Raw genomic sequence first — 24,222 nt, 5'->3', positions numbered from 1 at the left:
CCCGGACGCGGTTGTAACGCATCAAAGGGAAGGCCGGCACCTTGATCTCAACTGATCGAGGTGCCGGCCTTCCTTATGCCCGGCTGCGTGTCAGCGCAGGCCCAGCGGCAGGACTGATGGTGCGGGTCCTACGTGTGCGCCGCATCGGCGGGAACGCGCACCATTCCCTCCTGCGCCACCGAGGCCACGTGCTGGCCCTCCCGGTTGAAGATCCTGCCGGTGGCCAGGCCCCGCGCGCCCTGCGCGCTGGGGGACTCCTGGACGTAGAGCAGCCATTCATCCACCCGCGCCGGGCGGTGCCACCACATCGCATGGTCCAGGCTGGCAACGTTCATGCCGGGGGTGATCCAGCTGAGGCCGTGCCGCCGAAGGATGGACTCGAGCAGGGTGTAGTCGCTGGCGTAGGCCAGGGCGGCGCGGTGCAGGTTGGAGTTGTCCGGCATCGGCCCGAACGTCTTCATCCAGACGGCATTGCGGGCCTCCCGCGGGCCGGTGGCCGAAACGTACAGCGGCGGATCGACGTGCCGGATGTCGAAGGGCCGCTCATAGGCCCAGTGGCGTGCCACCGGATGGTCGAACTTTCCCAGCAGGTCTGCCGTGCTGGGCAGTGATTCCGGGTCCGGGATCCCGGCCGGCATCGCCAACGAGTGCTCGACCCCCTCGTCCTCACCCTGGAAAGAGGCAATCATGGACAGGATGGGCACACCGTCCTGGTAGGCGTGGACGCGCCGGGCCGAAAACGACCGGCCGTCGCGCAGCCGCTGCACACCGAAGGTGATGGGCTTGTTGGCGTCTCCGGGCCGCAGGAAATAGCCGTGCATGGAGTGGACAAAGCGTTCGGGATCCACCGTCCGCATGGACGCCACGAGTGACTGCGCCAGCACCTGTCCGCCGAAAACCCTGTGGTGCGGCTGCCGCTGGGAGGGGCCCAGGAAGATGTCCTCGTCCGTCCGCGCGCCCTCAAGCTCACCAAGGTCCAGCAGTTCGATCAGGGATGAGGTGGGGTCTCCGCTCGGCGGGGCCAGCAGTCCGGCTTCGGCTTCAGTCATGGTCCGACTCTAGACGGCGCGCGGGGAGCCACTCAACCGGAGCGCAGCCGGTAGTGTTTAGGTGTGTCTGAACTTCTCACCTCGTCCTTCCGTTTCGCCGATCCCCGGGATCTCGCCGACCTGAAGACGTTCGCCACCCGGGCCAAGGCCATCGACGACGGCGCCATCCGCCTGCAGGCCGCCGGTTCCGTCCTGGCCGCCTACGTCTGTGTCCTGCGGCCCCGGCTGCTGGGCGAATCGACCCCCACCATCCTGGGCCTGCGCACCATGGCGCTTGCGGAACCGTCCGGAACGGATGTCACCGTTGCCCTGTCCGCCGTCCTGGACCGGCTGGCACGTGCGGGAGAGTACGACGCCGAATTGCCGGTTCCGCCCACCACCGTCACCGAATCGTGGACGGGAGTGGGCGCCCCACGGGGCGGATGGGAGTTGCTGGGGGCTGTCAGTGATGCCGGTTTGAAGGCGGCAGCTGAAGCGGGCATCGCGGAGGTGGCGGGCATCGTGCCCGAGAAACCCGGCGCCCTCATTGTGAACAACGCCCGGGCAGCTGTGTGGGGACGCGAACTGGACGGGTCAGGCCTTCCGGCCGGAGCTGCCTTCGCAGCGTTCGCGCTGGGCTTCCTGGCCGACGGCGACCAGAAGCTGTACCGCGCCGGCCGCTGGTTCCGGCTGTCCGGTCCCCGCGGGCACGTCCTGGCACGGACCGGAAGCGGCCTGCTGTAGCGGAAAACGGACGCGGGCCTACCGGGTCGCGGGCCGGGAGGCGTCAGGCCTCGGAAGCGCTGTTCACCATGGACAGCGCCGCGCGCTCCATGTACTCCCACAACGTGCCCTCGTAAAGCGGCGGGAGTTCCAGGGCGTCCACGGCGGTGCGCATGTGGAACAGCCAGCGGTCCTTTGCCTCCTGCGTCACTTTGAACGGCAAGTGCCGCATCCGCAGGCGCGGGTGGCCGCGTTCCTCCCCATAGGTCGTGGGCCCGCCCCAGTACTGCTCGAGGAACATCAGGAACCGGCGCTTCGCCGGGGCCAGGTCCTCCTCCGGATACATCGGCCGGAGCAGCGGATCGGTGGCCACGCCGTCGTAAAAGACATCGATGAGTTTCACGAAAGTCTCGTGGCCGCCCACTGCGTCGTAGAAGCTGTCGGTATAGCCCGGCTTGCTGAAGGGATCGTTCTGCATCAACTGGGGCCGCTGCGGTTGGACAGGGCGCGGTTCGATGGGAAGCGACATGCTATTCCCCGGCTTTCTGGTCTGTCTTCTTGGTCTCAACGTGCGCCGAGCCCTGGTCGGTGGTCCCGTCGTCGGACTCGTGCAGCGGAACGTAGCGTCCCTGCGAGCGGTTGCCCACGCGGAGGATTTCACCGTTGCGCAGGTACCAGATAGCTCCGTCGTCGGAGCGGACGCGGGTGATCCGCAAACCCATGGACTCCACCACGCCCACCACTTCGCTGGTTTCGATGACGTCACCGATTCCGTACTGGTCTTCAATGGTAATAAAGATCCCGGCCAGGAAGTCGCGGATCAGCTGCTGGGCGCCGAAGCCGATGGCAACACCCAGGATGCCCACGCTGGTCAGCAACGGAGTGATGTCGATGTCCAGGTTCTGCAGCACGTACATGCCGGTGATGATCACCACCAGCACACCCACCACGCTGTTCAGCAGCGAACCAATGGTTTCGGCGCGCTGCACCCGCCGCTCATGGTCCAGGGCGCGGATGGCCGGCGCCACCCATTTGAACATGGGCTTCTTGAAGAAATTGCTTCCGGCAGCGATGCGCCTGGTGATGCGGGAGATGATGAACGTGGCTACCAGCCAGACGGCGACGCCGATGCCGAGGCTGATCACGATGCCCGGGACGCTGATGCCGTCCGGCTGGGTGTTGGCAGGGGGAAGGATGGACAACATGCTGACCATGGGTGGAAATAGCTCCTAGCGATATTGCTCTGTTCTCTTTCAACCCTAGCCCCCGTAGCGTAGGGCAATGCGCATTCTCATCCTCGGCGGAACCGCCTTCCTCTCCAGGGAAATCGCCAGGCAGGCGGTTGCCGCAGGGCATGACGTGACGTGCCTGGCGCGGGGAACATCGGGCGAACCGCCGCACGGGGCCGACTGGGTCAGGGCCGACCGCTCAACGGGTCCGGCCGCATACTCGGCACTGACAGGCGAATGGGATGCCGTGATCGAGGTTGCCCGGGACCCGGGACCTGCCCGGCAGGCACTGGCCGGCCTCGCGGAGAAAGCAGGACACTGGACGTTCGTCTCCAGCTGCTCGGCGTACGCTGACCACTCCGTCCCCGGAGCGGCGGAAGACGCGGAACTGCTGCCGGCGCTGGCCCCAGGGGTGCCGTCCACCCCGGAAAACTACGGCGAGTCCAAGGTGGCCATCGAAGAGGCAACCCTGCAGGCGGCTGCCGGCAGGCCGCACCTGTGCCGGGCCGGCCTGATCAGCGGCCCCGGCGATCCCACCGACCGCTACGGCTACTGGCCCGCCCGATGTGCCCGGAACTCCGGGCCGGTGCTGGTCCCGGATATCGGCAGCCACCCTACGCAGGTCATCGACGTCCGGGACCTGGCGGCCTGGATCCTGCTCGCAGCGGGGCAGGGGGTCACCGGTCCCTTGAACGCCATTGGGGACCAGGTGCCCTTTGCCGGACTTATCAGCGCCTGCCGCGGGGCGTCCGGCTCCAACAGCACCACCGTCACCGCCGGTGGAGACTGGTTGGTGGAGCAGGGCGTCAACTACTGGTCCGGGCCGGAGTCCCTGCCGCTCTGGCTCCCGCCCGGCCACGATGGCTTCATGGCCCGCAGCAACCGTGCCGCCCGGGTCGCCGGAATGGTGCTGCGGCCCTGGCAGGAAACGCTGGCCGCCACATTGGACGATGAACGCATCCGCGGGCTGGACCGGCCCCGGAAAGCCGGCCTTCCACCCGCCACGGAACAACGCCTCGTGGATATGCTCCGCAACGGAGGCGGAGCTTAATCGGCCACGGTCACCGGCTGGTGCTCCACCGGGAAATTCACGCTGCGGGCGATGAAACAGACCTGGTTTGCCTCGTGGTGGAGGCTTGCGGCCAGTTCAGACTGTCCGGCGTCGGCCACCGTCACGTGCGGATGCAGGACCACCCGTTCGAACTGGCCGCTGCCGTCCCGGTTGAGCCGCATCAGTCCGGTCGCCTCGTCCCGGTAGTCCGTGACCACCACCCCGTGCTTCACGGCCACATGCAGGTAGGACAGCATGTGGCACTGCGCCAGCGCGGCCAGCAGGAGCTGCTCGGGATTGTAGCGTTCCCGGTCCCCATGGAAGGTGGGGTCCGCCGAGCCTTTAAGGGCCGGCAGGCCGGGAATGAGCACGTCGTGGTCCCGGGAGTAGCCCCGGTAGGAGGAGGTGCCGTCACCCCGGTTGCCGGTCCACTGCACTGTCAGCGCATACCGGTGCTGGTCAAGACTCACTGCGGGCTGCCGTCCTCAATAACGTCGGCGGCCCGGGCACGCAGGGCGCGCGCAACGCCGTCGCGGTTCTCCAGCATCATCCGCCGCAGCGCGGCGCTTTCCGCCGGCAGCGACGCCAGGAAGCCGTCCGTCCGGTCGATGGTGGCCTGCGTGGTGAGCAACGCCGGGTAGAGGCCGACGACGATCTGCTGGGCGAGTGCGTGGGTCCGGGTTGCCATGATGCCCGGCACTGCCGCGAAGTACTTTTCCGAGTACGGTTCCAGGAGGGAGCGGTCCAGCACGCGCATGAAGCCCGTTACCGCCGATCCCTGCAGTGCATTGGACAGCTCTCCCTTGACGACGATGGATTCCCAAGCCGCGGCCTTGGCCTCCGGGGTGGGGATGGCAGCCTTGGCCAGGGCGGCCGCATTCTGACCGCTGGAGGTGTTGTCCCGTTGCAGCTCGGCGTCGATCCCTTCCTGTCCCAGCCGGCCGCCGGCCACCAGGGATGCTACGAGTTCCCACCGCAGGTCCTGGTCCACGGCCAGCCCGTCCATGACAACCGACCCGTCGAGGAGGCCGGCCACCCGGTCCAGCTGGGACGCGCTTCGGGCCAGCAGCGCGAACGACTTGATGAACTGCAGCTGTGCGTCCGAGCCGCCGGGTACATTCGACGCCAGGTCCCACAGCCGGTCCACGGCGGCAACCGCAGTGGCTTCACGGTGGTCTTCGGCCACGTAGAAATTGAGGGTGGTGGCCAGTTGGCGGAGCTGGACCAGGATGACGGAGGAGTCTGTTTCCGCGGCGACGTTGGACAGGATCAGCTCCACGTACTTCCGGGCCGGCGTCTCGCCGTCGCGGGCGGCGTCCCAGGCGAAATTCCAGACCAGGGTCCGGGGCAGGCTGCCGGCAAAATCCTTCAGGTGGGCGGTCGCGGTGGCCAGCGACTTCGGGTCAAGGCGCACCTTGGCGTAGGCGAGGTCGTCGTCATTGATGAGGATCAGGTCCGGCTGGGCCAATCCGGCCAGTCCCGGCACCTCGGTGCGTTCGCCGTCGACATCCAGCTCCTCGCGGTGCACCCGCTCAAGCTTTCCTGCGCTGTCCAGGTTGTAGAAGCCCACGGCAAGGCGGTGCGGCCGGATGGTGGGCCATTCCGGAACGGCGGACTGCAGGATCGCGAAGGAGCGCAGCTTGCCGTCGGAATCCACATCCAGCTGCGGGCTCAGCGTGTTGACGCCCGCTGTTTCCAGCCACTGCCGGCCCCAGTCATCCAGGTCGCGGCCGCTGGCCTTCTCCAGCTCCACCAGCAGGTCGCGGAGTTCGGTGTTCTGCCAGGAGTGTTTGGCGAAGTATTCACGGACGCCGGCCATGAACTGTTCGGGGCCGACCCAGGCCACCAGCTGCCGCAGCACCGAGGCGCCCTTGGCGTAGGTGATGCCGTCGAAGTTGACCTCGACGTCCTGGAGGTCGTTGATCTCGGCGAAGATCGGATGCGTGGTGGGCAGCTGGTCCTGGCGGTAGGCCCAGGACTTCTCCACTGAGGCGAAGGTGGTCCAGGCGCTGGTGAAGGACGTGGCTTCCACCGCCGCCAGGTGCGACATGTACTCCGCGAAGGACTCGTTGAGCCACAGGTCGTTCCACCAGCGCATGGTCACCAAATCGCCGAACCACATGTGGGCCAGTTCATGGAGGACCGTGATGGCGCGGCGCTCGATCTGGGCGCCGGTGACCTTGCTGCGGAAAACGTAGCCTTCCAGGATGGTCACGGCCCCGGCGTTCTCCATGGCACCGGCATTGAATTCCGGCACGAACAGCTGGTCGTACTTTTCGAAGGGGTAGGGGCAGCCGAACTGTTCCTCGAAGAACCCGAAGCCCTGGCGGGTGAGTTCGAAGATGTTCTCCGCGTCCAGGTACTGCATCAGTGACTTCCGCGCGAAGACACCGAGCGGGATGACGCGGCCATCCGAGCTGGTGACCTGGCTGCGGACCGACTGGTAGGGGCCCGCGATCAGGGCGGTGACGTACGAGGACAGGCGCGGGGTGGGCGCGAAGGCCCATACGGACCGGGCCGCTCCGTCTTCCGCGGGAGGGGCCGGCACCGGTTCCGGGGTGGGGGAGTTGGAGACAACGTCCCAGTGCGACGGGGCCGTGACATTGAAGGTAAAGGTTGCCTTCAGGTCCGGCTGCTCGAAGACGGCGAACATCCTGCGCGAGTCGGGAACCTCGAACTGGGTATACAGGTAGACCTCGTTGTCCACCGGGTCCACGAACCGGTGCAGGCCTTCGCCGGTGTTCATGTAGGGCACATCGGCGACCACGGTCAGCTCGTTGTGCTCCGCCAGGCCGGGAAGCTGGATCCGGACGCCGTCGGACACAGCGGCCGGATCGAGGCTGGTGCCGTTCAGGGTCACGCTGTGCACGGTGCGGGTCACGGCATCGATGAAGCTGGCTGCGCCCGGCGATGCCGTGAATTTCACGGTGGTAGTACTGCCAAAGACCTCTCCGCCGCGGGTGAGGTCCAGGCTGACATCGTAGGACTCGACGGTGATCAGTTCGGCGCGCTCACGGGCTTCGGCGCGCGTCAGGTTCATGCCTGGCAAAGGAGGGCCTCCAGAGAAGTTCGGCTGCCGGCCGGTGGTCCCGGTTCCGGCACTGTTGCATTCTTTCATCCTTGGGATCCTTGGCAAGTTGCGCAGCTCACAGCCGTCCTGTGTCGCCTTCCGGGCGGTTGGACGGGCGGCCGCAGGGGTAGCGTTAAATACATGGGAAAGCTGCTGGATTCGGTGGATACCAAGGCCCTGCGCTTCGCCGTCGGGTTCCCCCTCGTCCTGGCCGCCGCCTTCGTTTACTGCGCGTCGCTGCTGCGCCCGGACCTTCCGGAGCCGCTCGCCATCCGGTGGACGGACGACGGCGGTGCCAACTTCGCGCCCTTCGGCGCCTACGTGGGCGTCGGCGCCGCAGTGATTGTCGTCGCAGGCTGGCTGGTCCTGCTGCAGGCCGTCCCGCTGGGCAGGCCGGTGATGATGCGCAGGATCATGATGGGGGCCGGGCTGTTCCTCAGCCTGTTCATTACCTCTGCCCTTGCCGCGGGCCTCATCGGCCAGACCGGGCTGGCCGATGCCCGGCAGTCGCGGGTGGACATGACCGTCCTCGCCCTCGGCAGCGGCGCGGCGGTGTCGCTGGGGGTCGCCATGGCCATGGTCTACAAGGCCGACCGGCAGTGGTCGCCGGATGATGACCGGGCGCTGCAGGCCGCCATCACCCGGGAACTGGACCCCGACCTTGCCCGGGACAGCATCCGGTTCTGGGTCCATGCCAGGAGTTCGGTCTTCGTCATGATCGCCATCGCCTCCCTGTTCCCGGCGGCCCTCATCGCCTTGGCGGTGCCGTGGCTGGGGATCCTGCTCGTGGTCCTGGCGCTCGTCGGCGCCGCGTTCCTCTTCGCCCGCATCCGGGCGGACCGCCGCGGGCTGAAGGTCCTGCTGGCCGGGGTGGTCCCCGTCATGGATGTGCCTGCCGGTGCCATTTCGGATGCCAGCGCCGCGGACGTGCGGGCCGCGGACTATGGCGGGTGGGGCTACCGGCACCACCGCGGGACCGCCGCCATGCTGGTCAGCAGCGGCCCCGCCGTCGTCGTAAGCAAGACTGACGGCCAGCGCCTGGCCGTCAGCGGCGGCAGCCAGGATTCCGCCGCGCAACTGGCCGAAGTCCTCACCCGCGTTGCCGCCCGGGCCCGCGGCGGCGGGAACACCCCGCCGGCCGCCGGGCATCCCGAGTCCTGACCAGCGGCACTCCTAGTATCCTTATCGGTGTCGTTCCGGGCCCCACACGGCGGCCCGCCAGCTCCCACAACCGAACGGACTTTGCACGTGACCACTTCCCCTGCCTTCCCGCGGGTCCACATCGCCACCGACCACGCAGGCATGGAGCTCAGCGCCCACCTGGTCTCCCACCTGACCGGCAAGGGATACGAGGTGGTGGACCACGGGCCCAAGGCCTACGACGCCCAGGACGATTACCCTTCCTTCTGCATCAACGCGGCCCTGGCTGTGGTTGCCGACCAGCAGGCGGGCGTCCACGCCCTTGGCATCGTGCTGGGCGGTTCCGGCAACGGTGAGCAGATCGCCGCCAACAAGGTCAAGGGCGTCCGCGCAGCCCTCGCGTGGAACCTTTCCACCGCCACCCTGGCCCGCGAGCACAACGACGCCAACGTCGTGGCTGTCGGCGGACGCCAGCACACGGTGGAAGAAGCGACGGAGCTGATCGAGGCATTCCTGTCCGAGCCGTTCAGCAACGACGAGCGCCATGTGCGCAGGATCGGCAAGATTGCGGCCTACGAGGCAACCGGCGAGGTCATCGAGTAGTGCCTGAGGGCCATTCCGTCCGCAGGCTCGCGCGCCAGTTCGGCGACGTCTTCGCGGGTGAGACGCTGGCTGTGTCCAGCCCCCAGGGCAGGTTCAGCGGGGGAGCGGCACTGCTGGACGGGCACATCCTGCTCACTGCCGAGGCGCATGGAAAGCACCTGTTCCTGCACTTCGACAACGCGCTGGTGCTGCACGTTCACCTTGGTTTGTACGGCGCCTGGAGCTTCGGCGGTGACAGCACTTTCGCCGGTGCCTCCAGCATTGGTGCGCCCCGGCGCGTCGGGGAGCAGGAGGCCTTCGCTGACGGGGACGACGACGGCGGCGCGCCCTACGCCGGCCCGCCGGCTCCCGTCGGGGCCGTCCGGGTCCGGCTCGCCGCGAGCCACGGCTGGGCGGATCTTCGGGGTGCCACTACGTGCGAAACCATCACGGCCGCGGAAGCCCGCACGGTGCTGGCCCGGCTGGGACCTGACCCGCTGCGGAACTTCCGCGGCGATGCGGGCCGTTTTGCAGCAAACGTCCAGGCGCGGAAGGCGCCGCTGGCCGCCCTGCTCATGGACCAGAAGGTGATTGCCGGCGTCGGGAACGTCTACCGCGCGGAAGTCCTGTTCCGCCGTCGCCTGGACCCCTGGCTGCCCGGGACTTCACTTCCGGACAACGATGCCCGGAAGCTTTGGCGTGACATCGTGGCCGTCATGAATGACGGCGTGGCGGACGGGCGGATCATCACCACGCCGCCGAAATATTGGAGGCTCGACGGCACCACGGCCGCGAAAGCTGCTGCGTCCGGGGCGCCGGTGCCGCCCAAAAGCGCCCACTTCCCCGGCCGGGACGATGTCCACTTCGTCTACAAACGGCACGGCCTGCCCTGCCGGGTGTGCCGCACGGTCGTGCTCATCGCCGACTTGGCCGGGCGGAACCTCTACTGGTGCCCGTTCTGCCAACAGGGACAGGAGTAGGAAGTTAAATAGCAGAAGGCCCCTCCGTGGAGGGGCCTTCTGCTTGTTGTGGAGGGGACGACGGGAATCGAACCCGCGTAATCAGTTTGGAAGACTGAGGCTTTACCATTAAGCTACGTCCCCGAAGGAAGATCCGTTTTTCGCGGAAACTCCGGGCTGGCTGTTCAAGCCGGATACAACTAAACCTAATCCATGGCCTACGTGTCAAATGTGCAATCGCGACGCGTATCACCGTAGACTTGCCTGTGCACTTACGGGGTGTAGCTCAGCTTGGCTAGAGCGCCTGCTTTGGGAGCAGGAAGTCGCAGGTTCAAATCCTGTCACCCCGACTCTGCGGCCAGGACCGGTAGGCCTGGACATCCATTGCGTTTGCAGAAACCCATCCCACAACCCAGGAGTACTTAGACCGTGAAGAGCGCTGTCGAGAACCTCACCCCCACGCGGGTCAAGCTCAATGTTGAGGTCCCCTTTGAGGAACTGAAGCCCAGCATCGACTCGGCCTACAAGACTGTTGCGTCGCAGATCCAGGTTCCCGGGTTCCGCAAGGGCAAGGTTCCTGCCAAGCTCATCGACCAGCGCGTCGGCCGCGGCTACGTCCTGGAGACGGCCATCAATGACGGCCTCAACGGCTGGTACCAAGCTGCCGTGCAGGAGTCCGGCATCCGCCCCCTGAGCCGTCCCGAGGTGGAAATCACCGAGGTGCCCGACCCCTCCGCGACCGACGGCGGCCTGAAGTTCGCCGCGGAAGTTGACGTCCGTCCCGAAATCGAGCTCCCGGACTACGCCGGCATCGAGGTCCAGGTTGCGGCTGCGGAATCCTCGGAAGCCGACGTGGACAAGGCACTGGACGAACTGCGCGGCCGTTTCGGCACCCTGAAGTCCGTCGACCGTCCCGCTGCCGACGGTGACTTCCTCACCATCGACATCACCGCCACGATCGACGGCGAGGAAGTGGACTCCGCTGCCGGCCTGTCCTACCAGGTTGGCGCCGGCACCATGCTTGAGGGCATGGACGAGGCCGTGACCGGCCTCAGCGCCGACGAGGACGCCATCTTCGACACCACCCTGGTCGGCGGCGACCACGCCGGCGAAGCCGCCCAGGTCAAGGTTGTCGTGAAGGCCGTCAAGGAACGCGAACTGCCCGACGCGGACGACGACTTCGCCCAGCTCGCCTCCGAATTCGACACCCTCGCCGAACTTCGCGAGGACCTGGCCAAGCAGGCCGCCGAGTCCAAGATCGTGGAGCAGGGCGTTGAAGCCCGCGACAAGGTCCTGGACAAGCTGGTCGAACTGGTTGAGGTTCCCGTTCCGGATTCGGTGGTCGAAGAGCAGCTCGAAGCCCACTTCCAGGAGGGCAACGGCCACGGAGACGGCGAGCACGACACCGAAGAGCACCGCGAAGAGGTCCGCGCCAACACGGCCCGCGCCTTCCAGAACGAAATCATCCTTGACGCCATCGCCGAAAAGGAAGAAGTCAACGTCAGCCAGAACGAGCTGATCGACTACATCGTCAGCACCGCCAGCCAGTACGGCATGGATCCCAACCAGTTCGCCCAGATCATCGACCAGAGCGGCCAGGTCCCCATGATGGTGTCCGAGGTCCGCCGCCGCAAGGCACTGGCTGTCGTCCTGGGCCAGGCCACGGTGACCGACACCGAGGGCAACACCGTTGACCTCAGCGACTTCGTCCGCCCCGGCGGCGAGGAAGCCCCCGCCGCAGAGGCAGCCGACGCTGAGGCAACCGAAGCCGCCGAGGCCGAGGTTGTCGAGGCTGAGGACGCCGCGGCAGAGGCCAAGGCCTAGTCCTTAACAACCCGCAGCAACGGCCCCTGGATCCTTCCGATCCGGGGGCCGTTCGCGTTGGCCCTGAAACAGCATGGCGCGGATTCGGCCATCGTGCGCCGTCAGCGAACAGCCGTCGGTGCGCGAACAAAACGCCGGGGAAACCGGTTAGTGTCCAAGTAGTGATTTTCAGTGATGTCACCGTCACCAGTGAGAGGTAAATAAACATGTCACAGCACTCAGAGGCCCCCCGGATGGCGACCGTCGATCCTGCAGCCCAGGACAACTACATTTACAACCGCCTTCTCAAGGAGCGGATCATCTGGCTGGGCTCGGAGGTGCGTGACGACAACGCCAACGCGATCTGCTCGCAGCTTCTCCTGCTTTCGGCCGAGAACCCGGAAAAGGACATCTACCTCTACATCAACTCGCCCGGCGGCTCCGTCACGGCAGGCATGGCCATCTATGACACCATGCAGTTCATTCCCAACGACGTCGTGACCGTTGCCACCGGACTGGCCGCCTCCATGGGCCAGTTCCTGCTCTCCTCGGGCACCAAGGGCAAGCGGTACGCCACGCCCAACGCCCGCGTCCTGATGCACCAGCCTTCCGGCGGCATCGGCGGCACGGCCTCGGACATCAAGATCCAGGCCGAGCTCATCCTGCACATGAAGAAGGTCATGGCGGAACTGACGGCGGAGCAGACCGGCCAGACCGTTGAGACCATCCTCAAGGACAACGACCGCGACAAGTGGTTCACCGCTGTCGAGGCCCTCGAATACGGTTTCTTCGACAAGATTGCCGCACACGCCGGTTCGGTGTCCGGCGGCGGTGGAACCTCCAACGGATCCTCCGGCGAAACAGCCTCCCAGAACTAACCGGCAACCAGAACACTTCGATCAGGAGCAAAGACAATGAACTACAACTTCGGGTGGTCCGCCGGTAATCTTCCGTCCAGCCGCTACGTCCTGCCGCAGTTCGAGGAGCGCACGCCGTACGGCTTCAAGCGCCAGGACCCGTACACCAAGCTGTTCGAGGACCGCATCATCTTCCTCGGCGTGCAGGTTGACGACGCCTCCGCCGACGACATCATGGCCCAGCTGCTGGTCCTTGAGTCGACGGACCCGGACCGCGACATCACCCTCTACATCAACTCCCCGGGCGGGTCGTTCACGGCCATGACGGCGATCTACGACACCATGCAGTACATCCGCCCCGAGATCCAGACGGTCTGCCTGGGCCAGGCCGCCAGCGCGGCTGCCGTCCTGCTGGCCGCGGGTACCCCCGGCAAGCGGCTGGCCCTGCCCAACGCCCGCGTCCTTATCCACCAGCCGGCACTGTCCGGCGGCCAGGGCGGCCAGGCTTCCGACCTGGAGATCCAGGCGGCTGAGGTCATGCGCATGCGGTCCTGGCTCGAAGACACGCTGGCCCACCACTCCGGGCGCACGTCGGAGCAGGTCAACAACGACATCGAGCGCGACAAGATCCTCACCGCCGAAGAGGCGCAGGCTTACGGCCTGATCGACCAGGTGCTTGATTCCCGCAAGATCAAGCCCCAGGCAATTACGAGGTAGCAGTACGGGAAGCCGGTGCAGTCAGGTTCATTTGACCGCACCGGCCTTTTCTTTCCACCCTTGAGGGCGAATGTGACCTAGAGTGGATGTTGTCACGAACCGGCCCCGCGGGCCGGTCAGAGATTTCAGCAACGGTGCAAGGCTGCCTGGCAGCAGGATACTAAGGGGTTCACATATGGCTCGGATTGGCGAGAGCACGGATCTGCTGAAGTGCTCTTTCTGCGGAAAGAGCCAGAAGCAGGTGCGCAAGCTCATTGCCGGGCCCGGTGTCTACATCTGTGATGAGTGCATCGAGTTGTGCAACGAAATCATCGAAGAGGAGCTCGCGGAGGTCGCGGACCTGGGCAGCTTTGAACTGCCCAAGCCGCGTGAGATCTTCGACTTCCTGCAGGAATACGTCATCGGCCAGGAGCCCGCAAAGCGTTCCCTCGCCGTCGCGGTCTACAACCATTACAAGCGCATCCAGGCGGGCCATGCGCCCAAGTCCGGAAGCCTGGGGGACGGCGGGCATCACGATGACGTCGAGATCGCCAAGTCGAACATCCTCCTCATCGGACCCACCGGCTGCGGCAAGACCTACCTGGCACAGACCCTTGCCCGGCGCCTGAACGTGCCGTTCGCCGTCGCGGACGCCACCGCCCTGACCGAGGCCGGTTATGTGGGCGAGGACGTGGAGAACATCCTCCTCAAACTCATCCAGGCCGCGGACTATGACGTTAAGAAGGCCGAACAGGGCATCATCTACATCGATGAGATCGACAAGATCTCCCGCAAGAGCGAGAACCCCTCCATTACCCGGGACGTGTCCGGCGAGGGCGTGCAGCAGGCCCTCCTGAAGATCCTGGAAGGAACCGTTGCCTCTGTGCCGCCGCAGGGCGGACGGAAGCACCCGCACCAGGAATTCATCCAGATCGACACCACGAACGTCCTCTTCATCGTGGCCGGCGCCTTTGCCGGCCTGGAAGAGATCATTGGCTCCCGCTCCGGGCGCAAGGGCATCGGCTTCGGTGCCCCGCTGAACGAGGCCAGCAAGAAAGTGGACTCCTACGGTGAAGTCATGCCGGAGGACCTGCTGAAATTCGGCCTAATCCCGGAATTCATCGGCCGCCTCCCGGTGATCACCACGGTGTCCAATCTGGACCGTGATGCCCTGATCCAGATCCTCTCCACCCCCAAGAACGCCCTGGTGAAGCAGTACCAGAAGATGTTCCAGATCGACGGCGTGGAGCTGGTGTTCGACGACACCGCCCTGGACGCCATTGCCGAGCAGGCCCTGGAACGCGGCACCGGTGCACGCGGCCTGCGCGCCATCCTGGAGGAAGTCCTGCTTCCCGTGATGTTCGATCTCCCCAGCCGCGAGGATGTGGCGAGTGTAGTGATCACCGAGGACGTGGTCCTGCGGGGGGCCGAACCGACCATGATTCCGCACGTGGCCAAGCGCCGTAAGTCTGCCTGACCGAGAGGACCTTCGTGACTGCACCTGCAAAGAACAAAGCCGACTTCTGGTTCGACCCCCTCTGCCCGTTCGCCTGGGTCACCTCCCGCTGGATCGGCGAAGTGGAAGCCGTCCGGGACATCGAAACGGAGTGGCACGTCATGAGCCTCGCGGTCCTGAACGAGGGACGCGACCTGGAGCCCGCCTACCGGAAGTCCATGGACAACGCCTGGGGCATGGTCCGGGTCATCATCGCAGCCCGGGAAGAGCATGGCCCGCAGGTCATCAAACCGCTTTACGACGCCATGGGCACGCTGATCCACGACCAGGGTGAAAAGGACCGCGCACAGGTCATCAGCAAGGCCCTGGCAGAGTGTGGCCTGCCTGCCGCCCTCGCCGATGCCGCCACTACCGATGCCTATGACCAGCAGCTGCGGGCCAGCCACGAGGAAGGCATCTCACTCGTGGGACAGGATGTTGGCACACCCGTGGTCGCATTCAACGGAACCGCGTTCTTCGGGCCGGTCCTGACCCGCATACCCCGCGGCGAGGAAGCCGGCAGGATCTGGGACGCCACCACCGCCATTGCCGCCTACCCGCACTTCTTCGAGCTGAAGCGCAGCCGCACGGAGAGCCCGGAATTCGACTGACCTCCCGGCCGCCAGGCCGGCGGCTGGCCTGCCAAGGGCCCCGGAAGAACTACCGGTGTGTAGTTCTTCCGGGGCCCTTGTGCATGCAATGGGGCAGGAGAACAATGGTTCTTACCCACTTCGAAAGAAGCGGGACGCAGGAACCAAAGATCCAGTGATATGTAATTTGACGCAGCCATCGGCAAAGTTGAGTGCAAGCTACCAGTGACGGTGTAGCAAGACCTGGAATTCAGAGGATCCTGCCAGACCATCGAAATAACGTCACAAGATGGCCGAAAAGTCGAAGCCCCACCAACGGCAAAACGCTGATGGGGCTTCCCCTTTGCCTGGAAACAGGTACCTGGCGACAGGTTCCGGAAACAGGCCTTGGTGGATCCGGCCGGCTGTCAGGCCTTGGCGGGCTCGTCGCTCGGAGCCAGGGCAACGCCGGTCACCGCGAGATCCCCGTCGCCCACCACGAGGGTGATCTCCCGCGCATTGGACGCGGCCTTCAGGTCAGCCAGTCCCGCCTGCAGCTGCGCAGTCATGGCCTCCGGGGCGGTGATGGTTGCGGAAAGCACCTCCGTGCGCTGCTTGACCTTCGCCTCGGACTTGGCTTTGCGGACACCGCTGAGGGCCACACCCACAGTAGCCAGCATGGTGGTGTCCCCGCCGGGGATCTCCAGCGCCGCCGGCCATGCGGCGCGGTGCACTGATCCGTTCCGCCACCAGCTCCAGACTTCCTCCGTGGCGAAAGGCAGGAACGGTGCGAAGAGCCGCAGCAGGGTGTCCAGGGTGGTGGCCAGGGCCGCCAGTACCGATGCCTGCTCGGCTTCGCCGGCCGCTCCGTAGGCGCGGTCCTTGATCAGCTCCACGTAGTCGTCAGTGAACTGCCAGAAGAATGTCTCCGTGAGCTGCAGGGCGCGGGCGTAGTCGTAGTTGTCGAACGCCTTGGTGGACTGGGTGACGACGTCGGCCAGCTGGGCCAGCAGCGCCCGGTCCAGGGGGTTCGCCAGGACCGAAAGATCGGCGCCAAGCACGGAGTTCTCGGTGGCGCCCAGGTTCAGCACGAACTTGGAAGCATTGAGCAGCTTGATGGCCAGGCGGCGGCCAATCTTCATCTGCGCGATCTCGTAGGCGGTGTCGGCGCCGAGCCGCGCCGAAGCAGCCCAGTAGCGGACCGCGTCCGAGCCGTACTCGTTCAGCACGTCGGTGGGCACCACCACGTTGCCCTTGGACTTGGACATCTTCTTGCGGTCCGGGTCCAGGATCCAGCCGGAGATGGCCGCATGCTTCCAGGGGGCGCAGTCCTGCAGGGCGTCGGCGCGAACCACGGAGGAAAAGAGCCAGGTCCGGATGATGTCGTGGCCCTGGGGGCGGAGGTCGAACGGGTAGACCTTGGCAAACAGGTCCTCGTCACGGCTCCAGCCGCCCACGATCTGCGGGGTCAGGGAGGAGGTGGCCCAGGTGTCCAGGACGTCGGCGTCGCCCGTAAAGCCGTTGGGCTGGTCCCGCTGTGCCTCGTCGAAACCCGGGGCGGCGTCCGCTGCGGGGTCCACCGGGAGCATCCCGTCGGTGGGCAGGATGGGGTTGTCGTAGTCCGGGTTGCCCTGCGCGTCGAGCGGGTACCAGACGGGGATGGGGACGCCGAAGAACCGCTGGCGGGAGACCAGCCAGTCACCGTTCAGGCCGGCAATCCAGTTCTCGTAGCGGGAGCGCATGAAGGACGGGTGGAAGTCGATGTCCTTGCCCCGGCCGATCAGGCGTTCGCGGCGGTCCTCGTCGCGGCCGCCGTTGCGGATGTACCACTGGCGGGAGGTGACCACTTCCAGGGGCTTGTCACCCTTCTCGAAGAAGTTCACCGGGTGGGTGATCTTCTTGGGCTCCCCGTCCAGCAGGTCTGCTTCCTTGAGCAGTTCCACCACGGCTTCCTTGGCGGAGAAGGCGGTCTTGCCGGCGATCGCGGCGTACGCCTCCTTGCCGGCGTCGCTGGTGATCCATTCGGGGGTCTCGGCGATGATGCGGCCGTCGCGGCCCATGATGGCGCGCGTGGGCAGCTGGAGTTCACGCCACCAGGTGACGTCGGTCAAATCGCCGAAGGTGCAGACCATGGCGATGCCGGAGCCCTTGTCCGCCTTGGCCAGCGGGTGGGCCTTGACTTCGAGTTCAACGTCGAACAGCGGGGACTTCACGGTCTTGCCGAACAACGGCTGGTACCGCTCGTCGTCGGGGTTTGCCACCAGCGCCGCGCACGCCGCCAGCAGTTCAGGGCGTGTGGTCTCGATGAAGACCTTGTCCCCGTCTTCCGTGAAGAAGGGGTAGCGGTAGTAGGCGCCCGGGACCTCGCGGTCCTCAAGCTCAGCCTGCGCAACCGCCGTGCGGAACGTGACGTCCCACAGCGTGGGTGCTTCGGCCATGTAGGCGTCACCGGCGGCCAGGTTGGCCAGGAATGCGCGCTGGGACACAGCACGGGAGGTGTCATCGATGGTGCGGTAGGTCAGATCCCAGTCGACGGACAGGCCAAGGGTCTGGAACAGGTTTTCGAAGACCTTTTCGTCCTCAACAGCCAGTTCCTCGCAGAGCTCAATGAAGTTCTGGCGTGAGACGACGTCGAAATCGCGCTGGTTCTTCGCCGGCTGCGCGGGCGGCCGGTAGTCGGCGTTGTAGGGAATGGCGGGATCGCAGCGGACGCCGTAGTAGTTCTGGACACGGCGCTCGGTGGGGAGGCCGTTGTCGTCCCAGCCCATGGGGTAGAAGACGTTCTTGCCGGTCATGCGCATGTAGCGCGCCTGCACGTCGGTCTGGGTGAAGGAGAACATGTGGCCCACATGCAGGGATCCGGACGCCGTGGGCGGGGGAGTGTCGATCGAGTAGACCTGCTCCCGCGCGGTGTCGGGGTTGAACTTGTAGGTTCCCTCGGCCAGCCAGCGCTGGGTGAGCGCTGTTTCGAGTCCTTCGAGGGCCGGCTTGTCCGGAACGTTGATGGGGGCGGTGGTGGGCGTGTCTGTACCCTGCGTGTCTTCGGCCATTGGGCAATTCTTTCATGCCCGCTTCCATCCCACCCAACCCGTTCCGGCCCGGCGCTTGGAAAGGCGGGTAGCATGCGGCGTATGGTCCAGCACCGGGGCAGCTTTGGCATCAAGCGCATCTACGATCCACCAGCGGACGACGACGGCTGCCGGGTCCTGGTGGACCGGCTCTGGCCGCGGGGGATGCCAAAGGAGAACGCGGCCATCGACCTCTGGCTTAAGGACGTTGCCCCGTCCCCGGGCCTCCGGAAGGACTTCAACCACCGTCCCGAGAGGTTCGCGGAATTCAGCGAACGCTATCAGGTGGAACTGGATTCAAATCAGGCGGTGGGTACGCTGCTGGAACTGGCCGGCCGCCACGCCCGCGTCACCCTGCTCTACGCTGCGCGCAACACTGAGGCCAACCACGCACGTGTCCTGCTTGATTACCTCCGGGGACGTCCTGCCGGCTGATCCCGTTAGGGTGGTGCCATGACGAAGGATTCGCAGAAAAAGGCAGCTTTGGTGACCGGCGCGAGCAGCGGGATCGGGGAAGCGGCAGTCCGCGCCCTGCGCGCCGACGGGTGGACGGTGTTCGCCGTGGCCCGCCGCGCCGAACGCCTCGCCGCGCTGGAAAGCGAAACGGGCGCCGTCGCGATTCCTGCTGACATTGCAGAGGACGACGACGTGTCCCGGCTTCTCGCGCAGGTCACCGACGCGGGCGGCGTCGATACGCTCATCAACATCGCCGGCGGCGCCCGCGGCGCCGACAGGGTGGGTGACGCCAGCACTGCTGACTGGGAGTGGATGTACCGCGTCAACGTCCTGGGCACCATGAAGCTCACCCGGGCGTTCCTGCCCATGCTGCGCGCCGCCGGCGAAGGAACCGTGCTCAACCTCACCTCCACCGCCGGACTGGACGCATATGAGGGCGGCGGCGGCTACAACGCCGCGAAGTTCGCGCAGCACGCCATGACCAACGCCCTCCGGCTTGAAGAGGTGGAGAACAACGTCCGCGTCATCGAGGTGGCGCCGGGCCTGGTGCAGACCGAGGAATTCGCCCTTAACCGCCTGGGGGACGCGCAGGCGGCGGACAAGGTCTACCAGGGCGTTGAGAAGCCGCTGACCGCAGAGGACGTTGCCGATGTGGTCCGCTACGCCGTCACCATTCCGCACCACGTCAACCTGGACCAGATCGTCATCCGGCCGGTGGCACAGGCCGCCAACCACAAACTGATCAGGAAAGCCTGAGCCGGCCGGGAAGCTGAGTCCTTGGGGGAAGGGCTAGGGGACCTGGATGTCCAGGGTGGCGGCCACGGCGGCATGGTCCGTCCCGCCAACCCGGTGGACCGAGTAACCGGAGCCGCTGATGTCCGGGCTGGTCACCAGATGATCCAGCGCGATGCCCGGCAACCGGTAGCCGCGCATCGGCCAGGTGGGCACCAGCCTGCTGCCCCCGGCAGCCGCCACGTCCACCAGGGGCCGTCTGCCACCCTTCCCGGCGAGCAGTGTCCGGAATTCCCGGTGATCATAGGTTGCGTTGAAGTCGCCCGCCAGCAGTAGGGGACCGGAACCGGTGTCAGCCCTGGCCACGGCGGCGAGGTCGCTGCGCCATTGATCGAGGCCGTCCCCTACGGGTGCCAGGGAGTGGACAGCCACCACCCGCACGCTGCTGCCGCTGCCGTCGGCGAGGTCAAGGCGCGCCACCGGCATGGCGAACCGGGTATCGGGGAGCATTCCGCTGGCCGTCAGGTTGTAGGAGGAGTAGATGGCAGCGCCGCCGGCGTGTTCCCTCGCCTGGGCAACCCGGTGGGGGAGCAGTCCGTCCAGTCCCGCCGCCGTGAGCTTTCGCGCCAGTTCGGGCGTGTACTCCTCAACCGCCAGCAGGTCCACATGCAGCTCACGGACGAGTGCCACGACGCCGCCGGCATCCACGCCGCCCAACTCCGAATTAATGCTCATGGCAACCAGGGAGACGGACTTGCCGGCAGCCTTGGCCGCAGGTTCTCGGATCTCGAGCGGGAAAAGCCAGAACACCTGGCAGCCCGCCAGGGCCGCGGCCAGCACCTGCTGCCACCGGCTCCGCCCCGCGAAGGCCAGGAACAGGGCCGCGGCGGCGGGCACCGCGAGCCAGGGCGTGAATGCCACCAGTTGGACCCCCAACACGGGCCAGTCAACGGGCACCGCGCGGACCCCTGAGACGGCCGCCACCGGCAAGGCAACAGGAAAGAACAGCCACCTGCACACCGTGGCTGCACGGCGCCGGCCGGCGGGACGTCCGGAAGCTGTCATGACGCGAGTCTAGGCAATGGGCCGCGGCGGCGTCAGCCCCGGAATGGGCAGCCCGCTCCGAATGGCACTGGACGCCGCGGCGATAGTAGACTTTGGAGTGGCTAAGACCCGGCAATCACCGGTGAGCTTCCGGAAGAACACGCAGCCGCCCTGCAAGGCGGCCCCGCGTCAGTAGAACCGGACGGGTAAGCCCGTCACAGCAGTAATGAGAGGCCGGGGCCAGCGGCCGTTCCCCAGGGAACACGCAGCGCCGGTAAGTGAGGTGGTACCGCGGTGAACGTGCAGTCTTCCGGACGGCACGGCAGCCGTCCTCGCATCCTGAACGGAACCACCGGCCCCCGCGCCGGGAGTTCACCCACGCTCAACCCAGGATGTCGAAAATGACGTTTTACCCCAAGGCCTCAGCCTCCAGCACCTCTTCCAACGGCAGCGCCGGCGTTTCCGCCTCCGTGAAGTTTCCGGAGATCGAAGAGCGCATCCTGAAGTACTGGGACCAGGACGGCACCTTCCAGGCCAGCATTGACCAACGCAGCGCCGACCTTCCCGGCGGGGAGCCGGGCAGCAACGAATTCGTGTTCTACGACGGCCCGCCCTTCGCCAACGGCCTGCCGCACTACGGCCACCTCCTCACCGGTTACGCCAAGGACCTGGTGGGCCGCTACCAGACCCAGCGCGGCAAGCGCGTGGAACGCCGCTTCGGTTGGGACACCCACGGCCTGCCTGCCGAGCTGGAGGCCATGAAGCAGCTGGGGATGACCGACAAGACCCAGATCGAAGCCATGGGCATCGATAAATTCAACGACGCCTGCCGCGCCTCAGTAATGAAGTACGCCGATGAGTGGCGCAGCTACGTCACCCGGCAGGCCCGCTGGGTGGACTTCGACAACGACTACAAGACACTCAACGTCGAGTACATGGAATCAGTCCTCTGGGCGTTCAAGCAGCTCCACGACAAGGGCCTGACGTACAACGGCTACCGGGTGCTGCCGTACTGCTGGAAGGACGAGACCCCGCTGTCCAACCATGAGCTGCGCATGGACGACGACGTCTACAAGAACCGCCAGGACCAGACCGTCACCGTCACGTTCCCCATCCTCGCCGGGGACTCGGAACTGTCGAAGGAGCTTGCCGGCGTGCAGGCGCTCGCCTGGACCACCACCCCCTGGACGCTGCCCACCAACGCCGCGCTCGCCGTCGGGCCTTCCATCACCTATGCCGTGCTGCCTGCCGGCCCCAACGGCATCAAGGCCGCCTCGCCGGACGCCCCGGTCACGGGCAGCTTCCTGCTCGCGGCGGACCTCCTGGGCGCCTACGCCAAGGACCTCGGCTACGGGAGCTTCGAAGAGGCCGAAGCCGCCGTGGTGTCGACCCACTCCGGCGCCGAACTGGAAGGGCTGGAATACCAGCGGCTCTGGGACGACTTTGCCGACAACGAAAAGTACGGCATGGAAAACGCCTGGCGCTTCGTGGTGGCGGACTACGTCACCACCACAGATGGAACGGGCATCGTGCACCAGGCGCCGGCCTACGGTGAAGACGACCAGAAAGTGTGCGAGGAGGCAGGCATCCCTGTTGTGCTCTCCGTGGACGAGGGCGCCAAATTCCTGCCGTTGTTCAAGCACGGTGACCTCCACGACATCGTCGGCCTGCAGGTCTTCGAAGCCAACAAGCCCATCACCCAGGTGCTCCGCGCCCATGGACGGCTGGTCCGGCAGGCCAGCTACGAGCACAGCTACCCGCACTGCTGGCGCTGCCGCAACCCGCTGATCTACCGCGCCGTGTCGTCCTGGTACGTGGAGGTCACGAAGTTCAAGGACCGGATGTCCGAACTGAACCAGGAGATCAACTGGATCCCCGGCAACGTCAAGGACGGCCAGTTCGGCAAGTGGCTGGAGAACGCCCGCGACTGGTCCATCAGCCGCAACCGTTTCTGGGGCAGCCCCATCCCCGTATGGCAGTCGACGGATCCCGAATACCCGCGCACCGACGTCTACGGCTCCCTGGCCGAGATCGAGGCTGACTTTGGCCGGCTTCCCCTGAACAAGGACGGCCAGGTGGACCTCCACCGGCCCTTCATCGACGAACTCACCAGGCCCAACCCGGATGATCCCCGCACCCCGGAAGAGGGCCAGTCGGTGATGCGCCGCGTGGAGGACGTGCTGGACGTATGGTTCGACTCCGGCTCCATGCCCTATGGCCAAGTGCACTACCCGTTCGAGAACGAGGCCTGGTTCAACACCCACAACCCCGCGGACTTCATCGTGGAGTACATCGGCCAGACCCGTGGCTGGTTCTACATGCTCCACATCCTGTCCACCGCGCTGTTTGACCGGCCCGCGTTCCGGAACGTCATCAGCCACGGCATCGTGCTGGGCTCCGACGGCCAGAAGATGTCCAAGAGCCTGCGCAACTACCCGGACGTCTCCGAAGTCCTGGACCGCGACGGCTCCGACGCCATGCGCTGGTTCCTCATGTCCAGCCCCATCCTCCGGGGCGGCAACCTGATCGTCACCGAGCAGGGCATCCGCGACGGCGTCCGCCAGGTCATCCTGCCGCTCTGGAACGTGTACAGCTTCTTCACCCTGTACACGAACGCCGCAAACGGTGGCGCCGGTTACGACGCCAAACTGCGCTACGAGGGCTACCGGGACACGCTGGACCAGTACCTGCTGGCCAACACCGGCGACCTGGTCCGCAGCATGACGGGGCAGCTGGACACCTATGACATCTCCGGCGCCTGCGACTCGCTGCGCAGCTACCTGGACATGCTCACCAACTGGTACGTCCGCCGCAGCCGCCAGCGGTTCTTCGACGAGGACCAGGACGCCTTCGACGCGCTCTTCACTGCCCTGGAGACCGTAACCCGTGCAGCGGCGTCGCTGCTGCCGCTGGTTTCCGAGGAGATCTGGCGCGGCCTGACCGGCGGCCGGTCCGTGCACCTTGCCGACTGGCCGGACGCGGACCTCTTCCCCGCAAATCCGTCCCTGGTGGAAGCCATGGACCGGGTCCAGCAGATCTGCTCCACCGGTTCCTCGCTCCGCAAGGCAGCCAACCTCCGTGTCCGCCTCCCGCTGCAGGAGCTGACCGTCGTGGCACCGGGAGCGGACACCCTGCAGGGCTTCGCCGCCGTCGTCGCCGATGAACTGAACCTCCGTTCGGTTCGCCTGCTGGACGCCGCCACCGCCTCCCCCGAGGAGTTCGGTATCCAGCAGAAGCTGGTGGTCAACGCCCGCGCTGCCGGGCCGCGCCTGGGCAAGAACGTCCAGGTTGCCATCAAGGGCTCCAAGTCCGGGGACTGGTCGGTGGACGAAGACGGTGTGGTCACCGCCGGCGGACTCCAGCTGGAACCCCAGGAGTACACGCTGGAGACAGTGGTGGCCGAGTCCGAGGGCGCGTCGGCAGCGGTTGCCGTACTGCCCGGCGGCGGATTCGTTGTCCTGAACACGGAAGTCACCCCCGAACTTGAGGCCGAAGGGCTGGCACGCGACATGGTCCGCGCCATCCAGCAGGCCCGCAAGGACGCCGGGCTCAGCGTGAGCGACCGTATCCGGACCACCGTCACCGCCCCGCAGAACGTCGTGGATGCCTTGCTGGCCAACGCTGAACTGGTCAAGGGCGAGACGCTGACGGTGGATCTGGCGGCAGAACCGGGCACCGTGTCCGAACCCGCCGTCGTGGTTGGAAAAGTGGAGGCCTAGG

Annotated in this window: 20 protein-coding genes and 2 tRNA genes; 14 read left to right on the top strand and 8 right to left on the bottom strand. The window is 66.2% G+C overall.

Going from position 1 to position 24,222, the window contains the following annotated elements:
- Positions 1-128 precede the first annotated feature (128 nt).
- Positions 129-1,049: an acyl-CoA thioesterase II gene (locus tag Q9R31_RS07910; RefSeq protein WP_311262154.1), complete on the bottom strand. Its 921-nt coding sequence runs from the start codon at positions 1,047-1,049 to the stop codon at positions 129-131.
- A 63-nt stretch (positions 1,050-1,112) separates the two neighbouring features.
- Here Q9R31_RS07910 and Q9R31_RS07905 point away from each other — a divergent pair, with 63 nt between their 5' ends.
- Positions 1,113-1,772 (top strand): hypothetical protein, encoded by a 660-nt coding sequence (locus tag Q9R31_RS07905; RefSeq protein ID WP_311262153.1) that lies wholly within the window; start codon positions 1,113-1,115, stop codon positions 1,770-1,772.
- A gap of 43 nt (positions 1,773-1,815) precedes the next feature.
- Here Q9R31_RS07905 and Q9R31_RS07900 read toward each other — a convergent pair whose 3' ends face one another.
- Together Q9R31_RS07900 and Q9R31_RS07895 are read right to left on the bottom strand one after the other, a co-directional pair.
- Positions 1,816-2,280: a globin gene (locus tag Q9R31_RS07900; protein ID WP_311262152.1), complete on the bottom strand. Its 465-nt coding sequence runs from the start codon at positions 2,278-2,280 to the stop codon at positions 1,816-1,818.
- A 1-nt stretch (position 2,281) separates the two neighbouring features.
- Positions 2,282-2,965 carry a mechanosensitive ion channel domain-containing protein gene (locus tag Q9R31_RS07895; protein ID WP_311262151.1) on the bottom strand — a complete coding sequence of 228 codons (684 nt, stop codon included), beginning with the start codon at positions 2,963-2,965 and terminating at the stop codon, positions 2,282-2,284.
- Positions 2,966-3,032: 67 nt separating this feature from the next.
- Between Q9R31_RS07895 and Q9R31_RS07890 the strand changes: the two genes are divergently transcribed.
- The gene (locus tag Q9R31_RS07890) at positions 3,033-4,031 is read left to right on the top strand and encodes an NAD-dependent epimerase/dehydratase family protein (protein WP_311262150.1); all 999 of its coding nucleotides are present in this window, start codon (positions 3,033-3,035) and stop codon (positions 4,029-4,031) included.
- On the opposite strand, the gene Q9R31_RS07885 is transcribed toward Q9R31_RS07890, so the two are convergent.
- A complete protein-coding gene (locus Q9R31_RS07885; protein WP_311262149.1) occupies positions 4,028-4,501 on the bottom strand; it encodes an OsmC family protein in 474 nt (157 codons plus the stop codon). The two genes, Q9R31_RS07890 and Q9R31_RS07885, sit on opposite strands and share 4 nt — an antisense overlap.
- Complete coding sequence (pepN, locus tag Q9R31_RS07880; protein WP_311262207.1) at positions 4,498-7,071, bottom strand: aminopeptidase N; 2,574 nt, start codon at positions 7,069-7,071, stop codon at positions 4,498-4,500. The genes Q9R31_RS07885 and pepN overlap by 4 nt, the downstream gene beginning before the upstream one ends.
- A gap of 171 nt (positions 7,072-7,242) precedes the next feature.
- Here pepN and Q9R31_RS07875 point away from each other — a divergent pair, with 171 nt between their 5' ends.
- The 3 genes from Q9R31_RS07875 to Q9R31_RS07865 all read left to right on the top strand — a co-directional run bounded on the left by Q9R31_RS07875 (position 7,243) and on the right by Q9R31_RS07865 (position 9,803).
- Positions 7,243-8,262: a hypothetical protein gene (locus tag Q9R31_RS07875; protein ID WP_311262148.1), complete on the top strand. Its 1,020-nt coding sequence runs from the start codon at positions 7,243-7,245 to the stop codon at positions 8,260-8,262.
- A gap of 87 nt (positions 8,263-8,349) precedes the next feature.
- The gene (locus tag Q9R31_RS07870; protein ID WP_311262147.1) at positions 8,350-8,844 is read left to right on the top strand and encodes a ribose-5-phosphate isomerase; all 495 of its coding nucleotides are present in this window, start codon (positions 8,350-8,352) and stop codon (positions 8,842-8,844) included.
- Positions 8,844-9,803: a DNA-formamidopyrimidine glycosylase family protein gene (locus tag Q9R31_RS07865; protein WP_311262146.1), complete on the top strand. Its 960-nt coding sequence runs from the start codon at positions 8,844-8,846 to the stop codon at positions 9,801-9,803. Before Q9R31_RS07870 ends, Q9R31_RS07865 begins: the two co-directional genes overlap by 1 nt.
- Positions 9,804-9,852: 49 nt before the next feature.
- On the opposite strand, the gene Q9R31_RS07860 is transcribed toward Q9R31_RS07865, so the two are convergent.
- Positions 9,853-9,926, bottom strand: a tRNA-Gly gene (locus Q9R31_RS07860).
- A 131-nt stretch (positions 9,927-10,057) separates the two neighbouring features.
- On the opposite strand from Q9R31_RS07860, the gene Q9R31_RS07855 reads away from it, so the two are divergent.
- The 6 genes from Q9R31_RS07855 to Q9R31_RS07830 all read left to right on the top strand — a co-directional run bounded on the left by Q9R31_RS07855 (position 10,058) and on the right by Q9R31_RS07830 (position 15,244).
- Positions 10,058-10,132: transfer RNA gene (locus tag Q9R31_RS07855), tRNA-Pro, on the top strand.
- A 79-nt stretch (positions 10,133-10,211) separates the two neighbouring features.
- On the top strand, positions 10,212-11,606 hold the full coding sequence (gene tig / locus Q9R31_RS07850) for a trigger factor (protein WP_311262145.1): 1,395 nt from the start codon (positions 10,212-10,214) through the stop codon (positions 11,604-11,606).
- Positions 11,607-11,839: 233 nt separating this feature from the next.
- Positions 11,840-12,463, top strand: a complete 624-nt coding sequence (locus Q9R31_RS07845; RefSeq protein ID WP_311262206.1) for an ATP-dependent Clp protease proteolytic subunit — start codon at positions 11,840-11,842, stop codon at positions 12,461-12,463.
- Positions 12,464-12,499: 36 nt separating this feature from the next.
- The gene (locus Q9R31_RS07840) at positions 12,500-13,159 is read left to right on the top strand and encodes an ATP-dependent Clp protease proteolytic subunit (RefSeq protein ID WP_018769476.1); all 660 of its coding nucleotides are present in this window, start codon (positions 12,500-12,502) and stop codon (positions 13,157-13,159) included.
- Positions 13,160-13,334: 175 nt separating this feature from the next.
- Complete coding sequence (gene clpX, locus Q9R31_RS07835; protein WP_311262144.1) at positions 13,335-14,615, top strand: ATP-dependent Clp protease ATP-binding subunit ClpX; 1,281 nt, start codon at positions 13,335-13,337, stop codon at positions 14,613-14,615.
- Between the two features lie 14 nt (positions 14,616-14,629).
- Positions 14,630-15,244, top strand: coding sequence for a DsbA family protein (locus tag Q9R31_RS07830; protein ID WP_311262143.1), 615 nt, complete (start codon positions 14,630-14,632; stop codon positions 15,242-15,244).
- Between the two features lie 386 nt (positions 15,245-15,630).
- Here Q9R31_RS07830 and valS read toward each other — a convergent pair whose 3' ends face one another.
- The gene (valS, locus tag Q9R31_RS07825) at positions 15,631-18,252 is read right to left on the bottom strand and encodes a valine--tRNA ligase (RefSeq protein WP_311262142.1); all 2,622 of its coding nucleotides are present in this window, start codon (positions 18,250-18,252) and stop codon (positions 15,631-15,633) included.
- A gap of 72 nt (positions 18,253-18,324) precedes the next feature.
- On the opposite strand from valS, the gene Q9R31_RS07820 reads away from it, so the two are divergent.
- Positions 18,325-18,705: a DUF488 domain-containing protein gene (locus Q9R31_RS07820; RefSeq protein WP_311262141.1), complete on the top strand. Its 381-nt coding sequence runs from the start codon at positions 18,325-18,327 to the stop codon at positions 18,703-18,705.
- Between the two features lie 18 nt (positions 18,706-18,723).
- Positions 18,724-19,482, top strand: a complete 759-nt coding sequence (locus Q9R31_RS07815) for an SDR family oxidoreductase (RefSeq protein WP_311262140.1) — start codon at positions 18,724-18,726, stop codon at positions 19,480-19,482.
- A 33-nt stretch (positions 19,483-19,515) separates the two neighbouring features.
- On the opposite strand, the gene Q9R31_RS07810 is transcribed toward Q9R31_RS07815, so the two are convergent.
- The gene (locus Q9R31_RS07810) at positions 19,516-20,523 is read right to left on the bottom strand and encodes an endonuclease/exonuclease/phosphatase family protein (RefSeq protein ID WP_311262139.1); all 1,008 of its coding nucleotides are present in this window, start codon (positions 20,521-20,523) and stop codon (positions 19,516-19,518) included.
- Between the two features lie 380 nt (positions 20,524-20,903).
- On the opposite strand from Q9R31_RS07810, the gene ileS reads away from it, so the two are divergent.
- On the top strand, positions 20,904-24,221 hold the full coding sequence (gene ileS, locus Q9R31_RS07805) for an isoleucine--tRNA ligase (protein ID WP_311262138.1): 3,318 nt from the start codon (positions 20,904-20,906) through the stop codon (positions 24,219-24,221).
- Position 24,222 lies beyond the last annotated feature (1 nt).

The organism is Pseudarthrobacter sp. BRE9, from assembly GCF_031844305.1.
GTDB lineage: Bacteria > Actinomycetota > Actinomycetes > Actinomycetales > Micrococcaceae > Arthrobacter.
Note: the sequence above shows the minus strand (reverse complement) of the source record. Positions and strands in the feature narration are given on the sequence as shown.

Bases quoted from the DNA above. Each gene is read 5' to 3' on its own strand.
- Q9R31_RS07900 (WP_311262152.1), bottom strand. From the start codon at position 2,280: ATGTCGCTTCCCATCGAACCGCGCCCTGTCCAACCGCAGCGGCCCCAG.
- ileS (WP_311262138.1), top strand. From the start codon at position 20,904: ATGACGTTTTACCCCAAGGCCTCAGCCTCCAGCACCTCTTCCAACGGC.
- Q9R31_RS07910 (WP_311262154.1), bottom strand. From the start codon at position 1,049: ATGACTGAAGCCGAAGCCGGACTGCTGGCCCCGCCGAGCGGAGACCCC.
- Q9R31_RS07895 (WP_311262151.1), bottom strand. From the start codon at position 2,965: ATGGTCAGCATGTTGTCCATCCTTCCCCCTGCCAACACCCAGCCGGAC.
- Q9R31_RS07820 (WP_311262141.1), top strand. From the start codon at position 18,325: ATGCGGCGTATGGTCCAGCACCGGGGCAGCTTTGGCATCAAGCGCATC.
- Q9R31_RS07815 (WP_311262140.1), top strand. From the start codon at position 18,724: ATGACGAAGGATTCGCAGAAAAAGGCAGCTTTGGTGACCGGCGCGAGC.
- Q9R31_RS07845 (WP_311262206.1), top strand. From the start codon at position 11,840: ATGGCGACCGTCGATCCTGCAGCCCAGGACAACTACATTTACAACCGC.
- valS (WP_311262142.1), bottom strand. From the start codon at position 18,252: ATGGCCGAAGACACGCAGGGTACAGACACGCCCACCACCGCCCCCATC.
- Q9R31_RS07890 (WP_311262150.1), top strand. From the start codon at position 3,033: ATGCGCATTCTCATCCTCGGCGGAACCGCCTTCCTCTCCAGGGAAATC.
- clpX (WP_311262144.1), top strand. From the start codon at position 13,335: ATGGCTCGGATTGGCGAGAGCACGGATCTGCTGAAGTGCTCTTTCTGC.
- Q9R31_RS07840 (WP_018769476.1), top strand. From the start codon at position 12,500: ATGAACTACAACTTCGGGTGGTCCGCCGGTAATCTTCCGTCCAGCCGC.
- Q9R31_RS07875 (WP_311262148.1), top strand. From the start codon at position 7,243: ATGGGAAAGCTGCTGGATTCGGTGGATACCAAGGCCCTGCGCTTCGCC.
- Q9R31_RS07810 (WP_311262139.1), bottom strand. From the start codon at position 20,523: ATGACAGCTTCCGGACGTCCCGCCGGCCGGCGCCGTGCAGCCACGGTG.
- pepN (WP_311262207.1), bottom strand. From the start codon at position 7,071: ATGAACCTGACGCGCGCCGAAGCCCGTGAGCGCGCCGAACTGATCACC.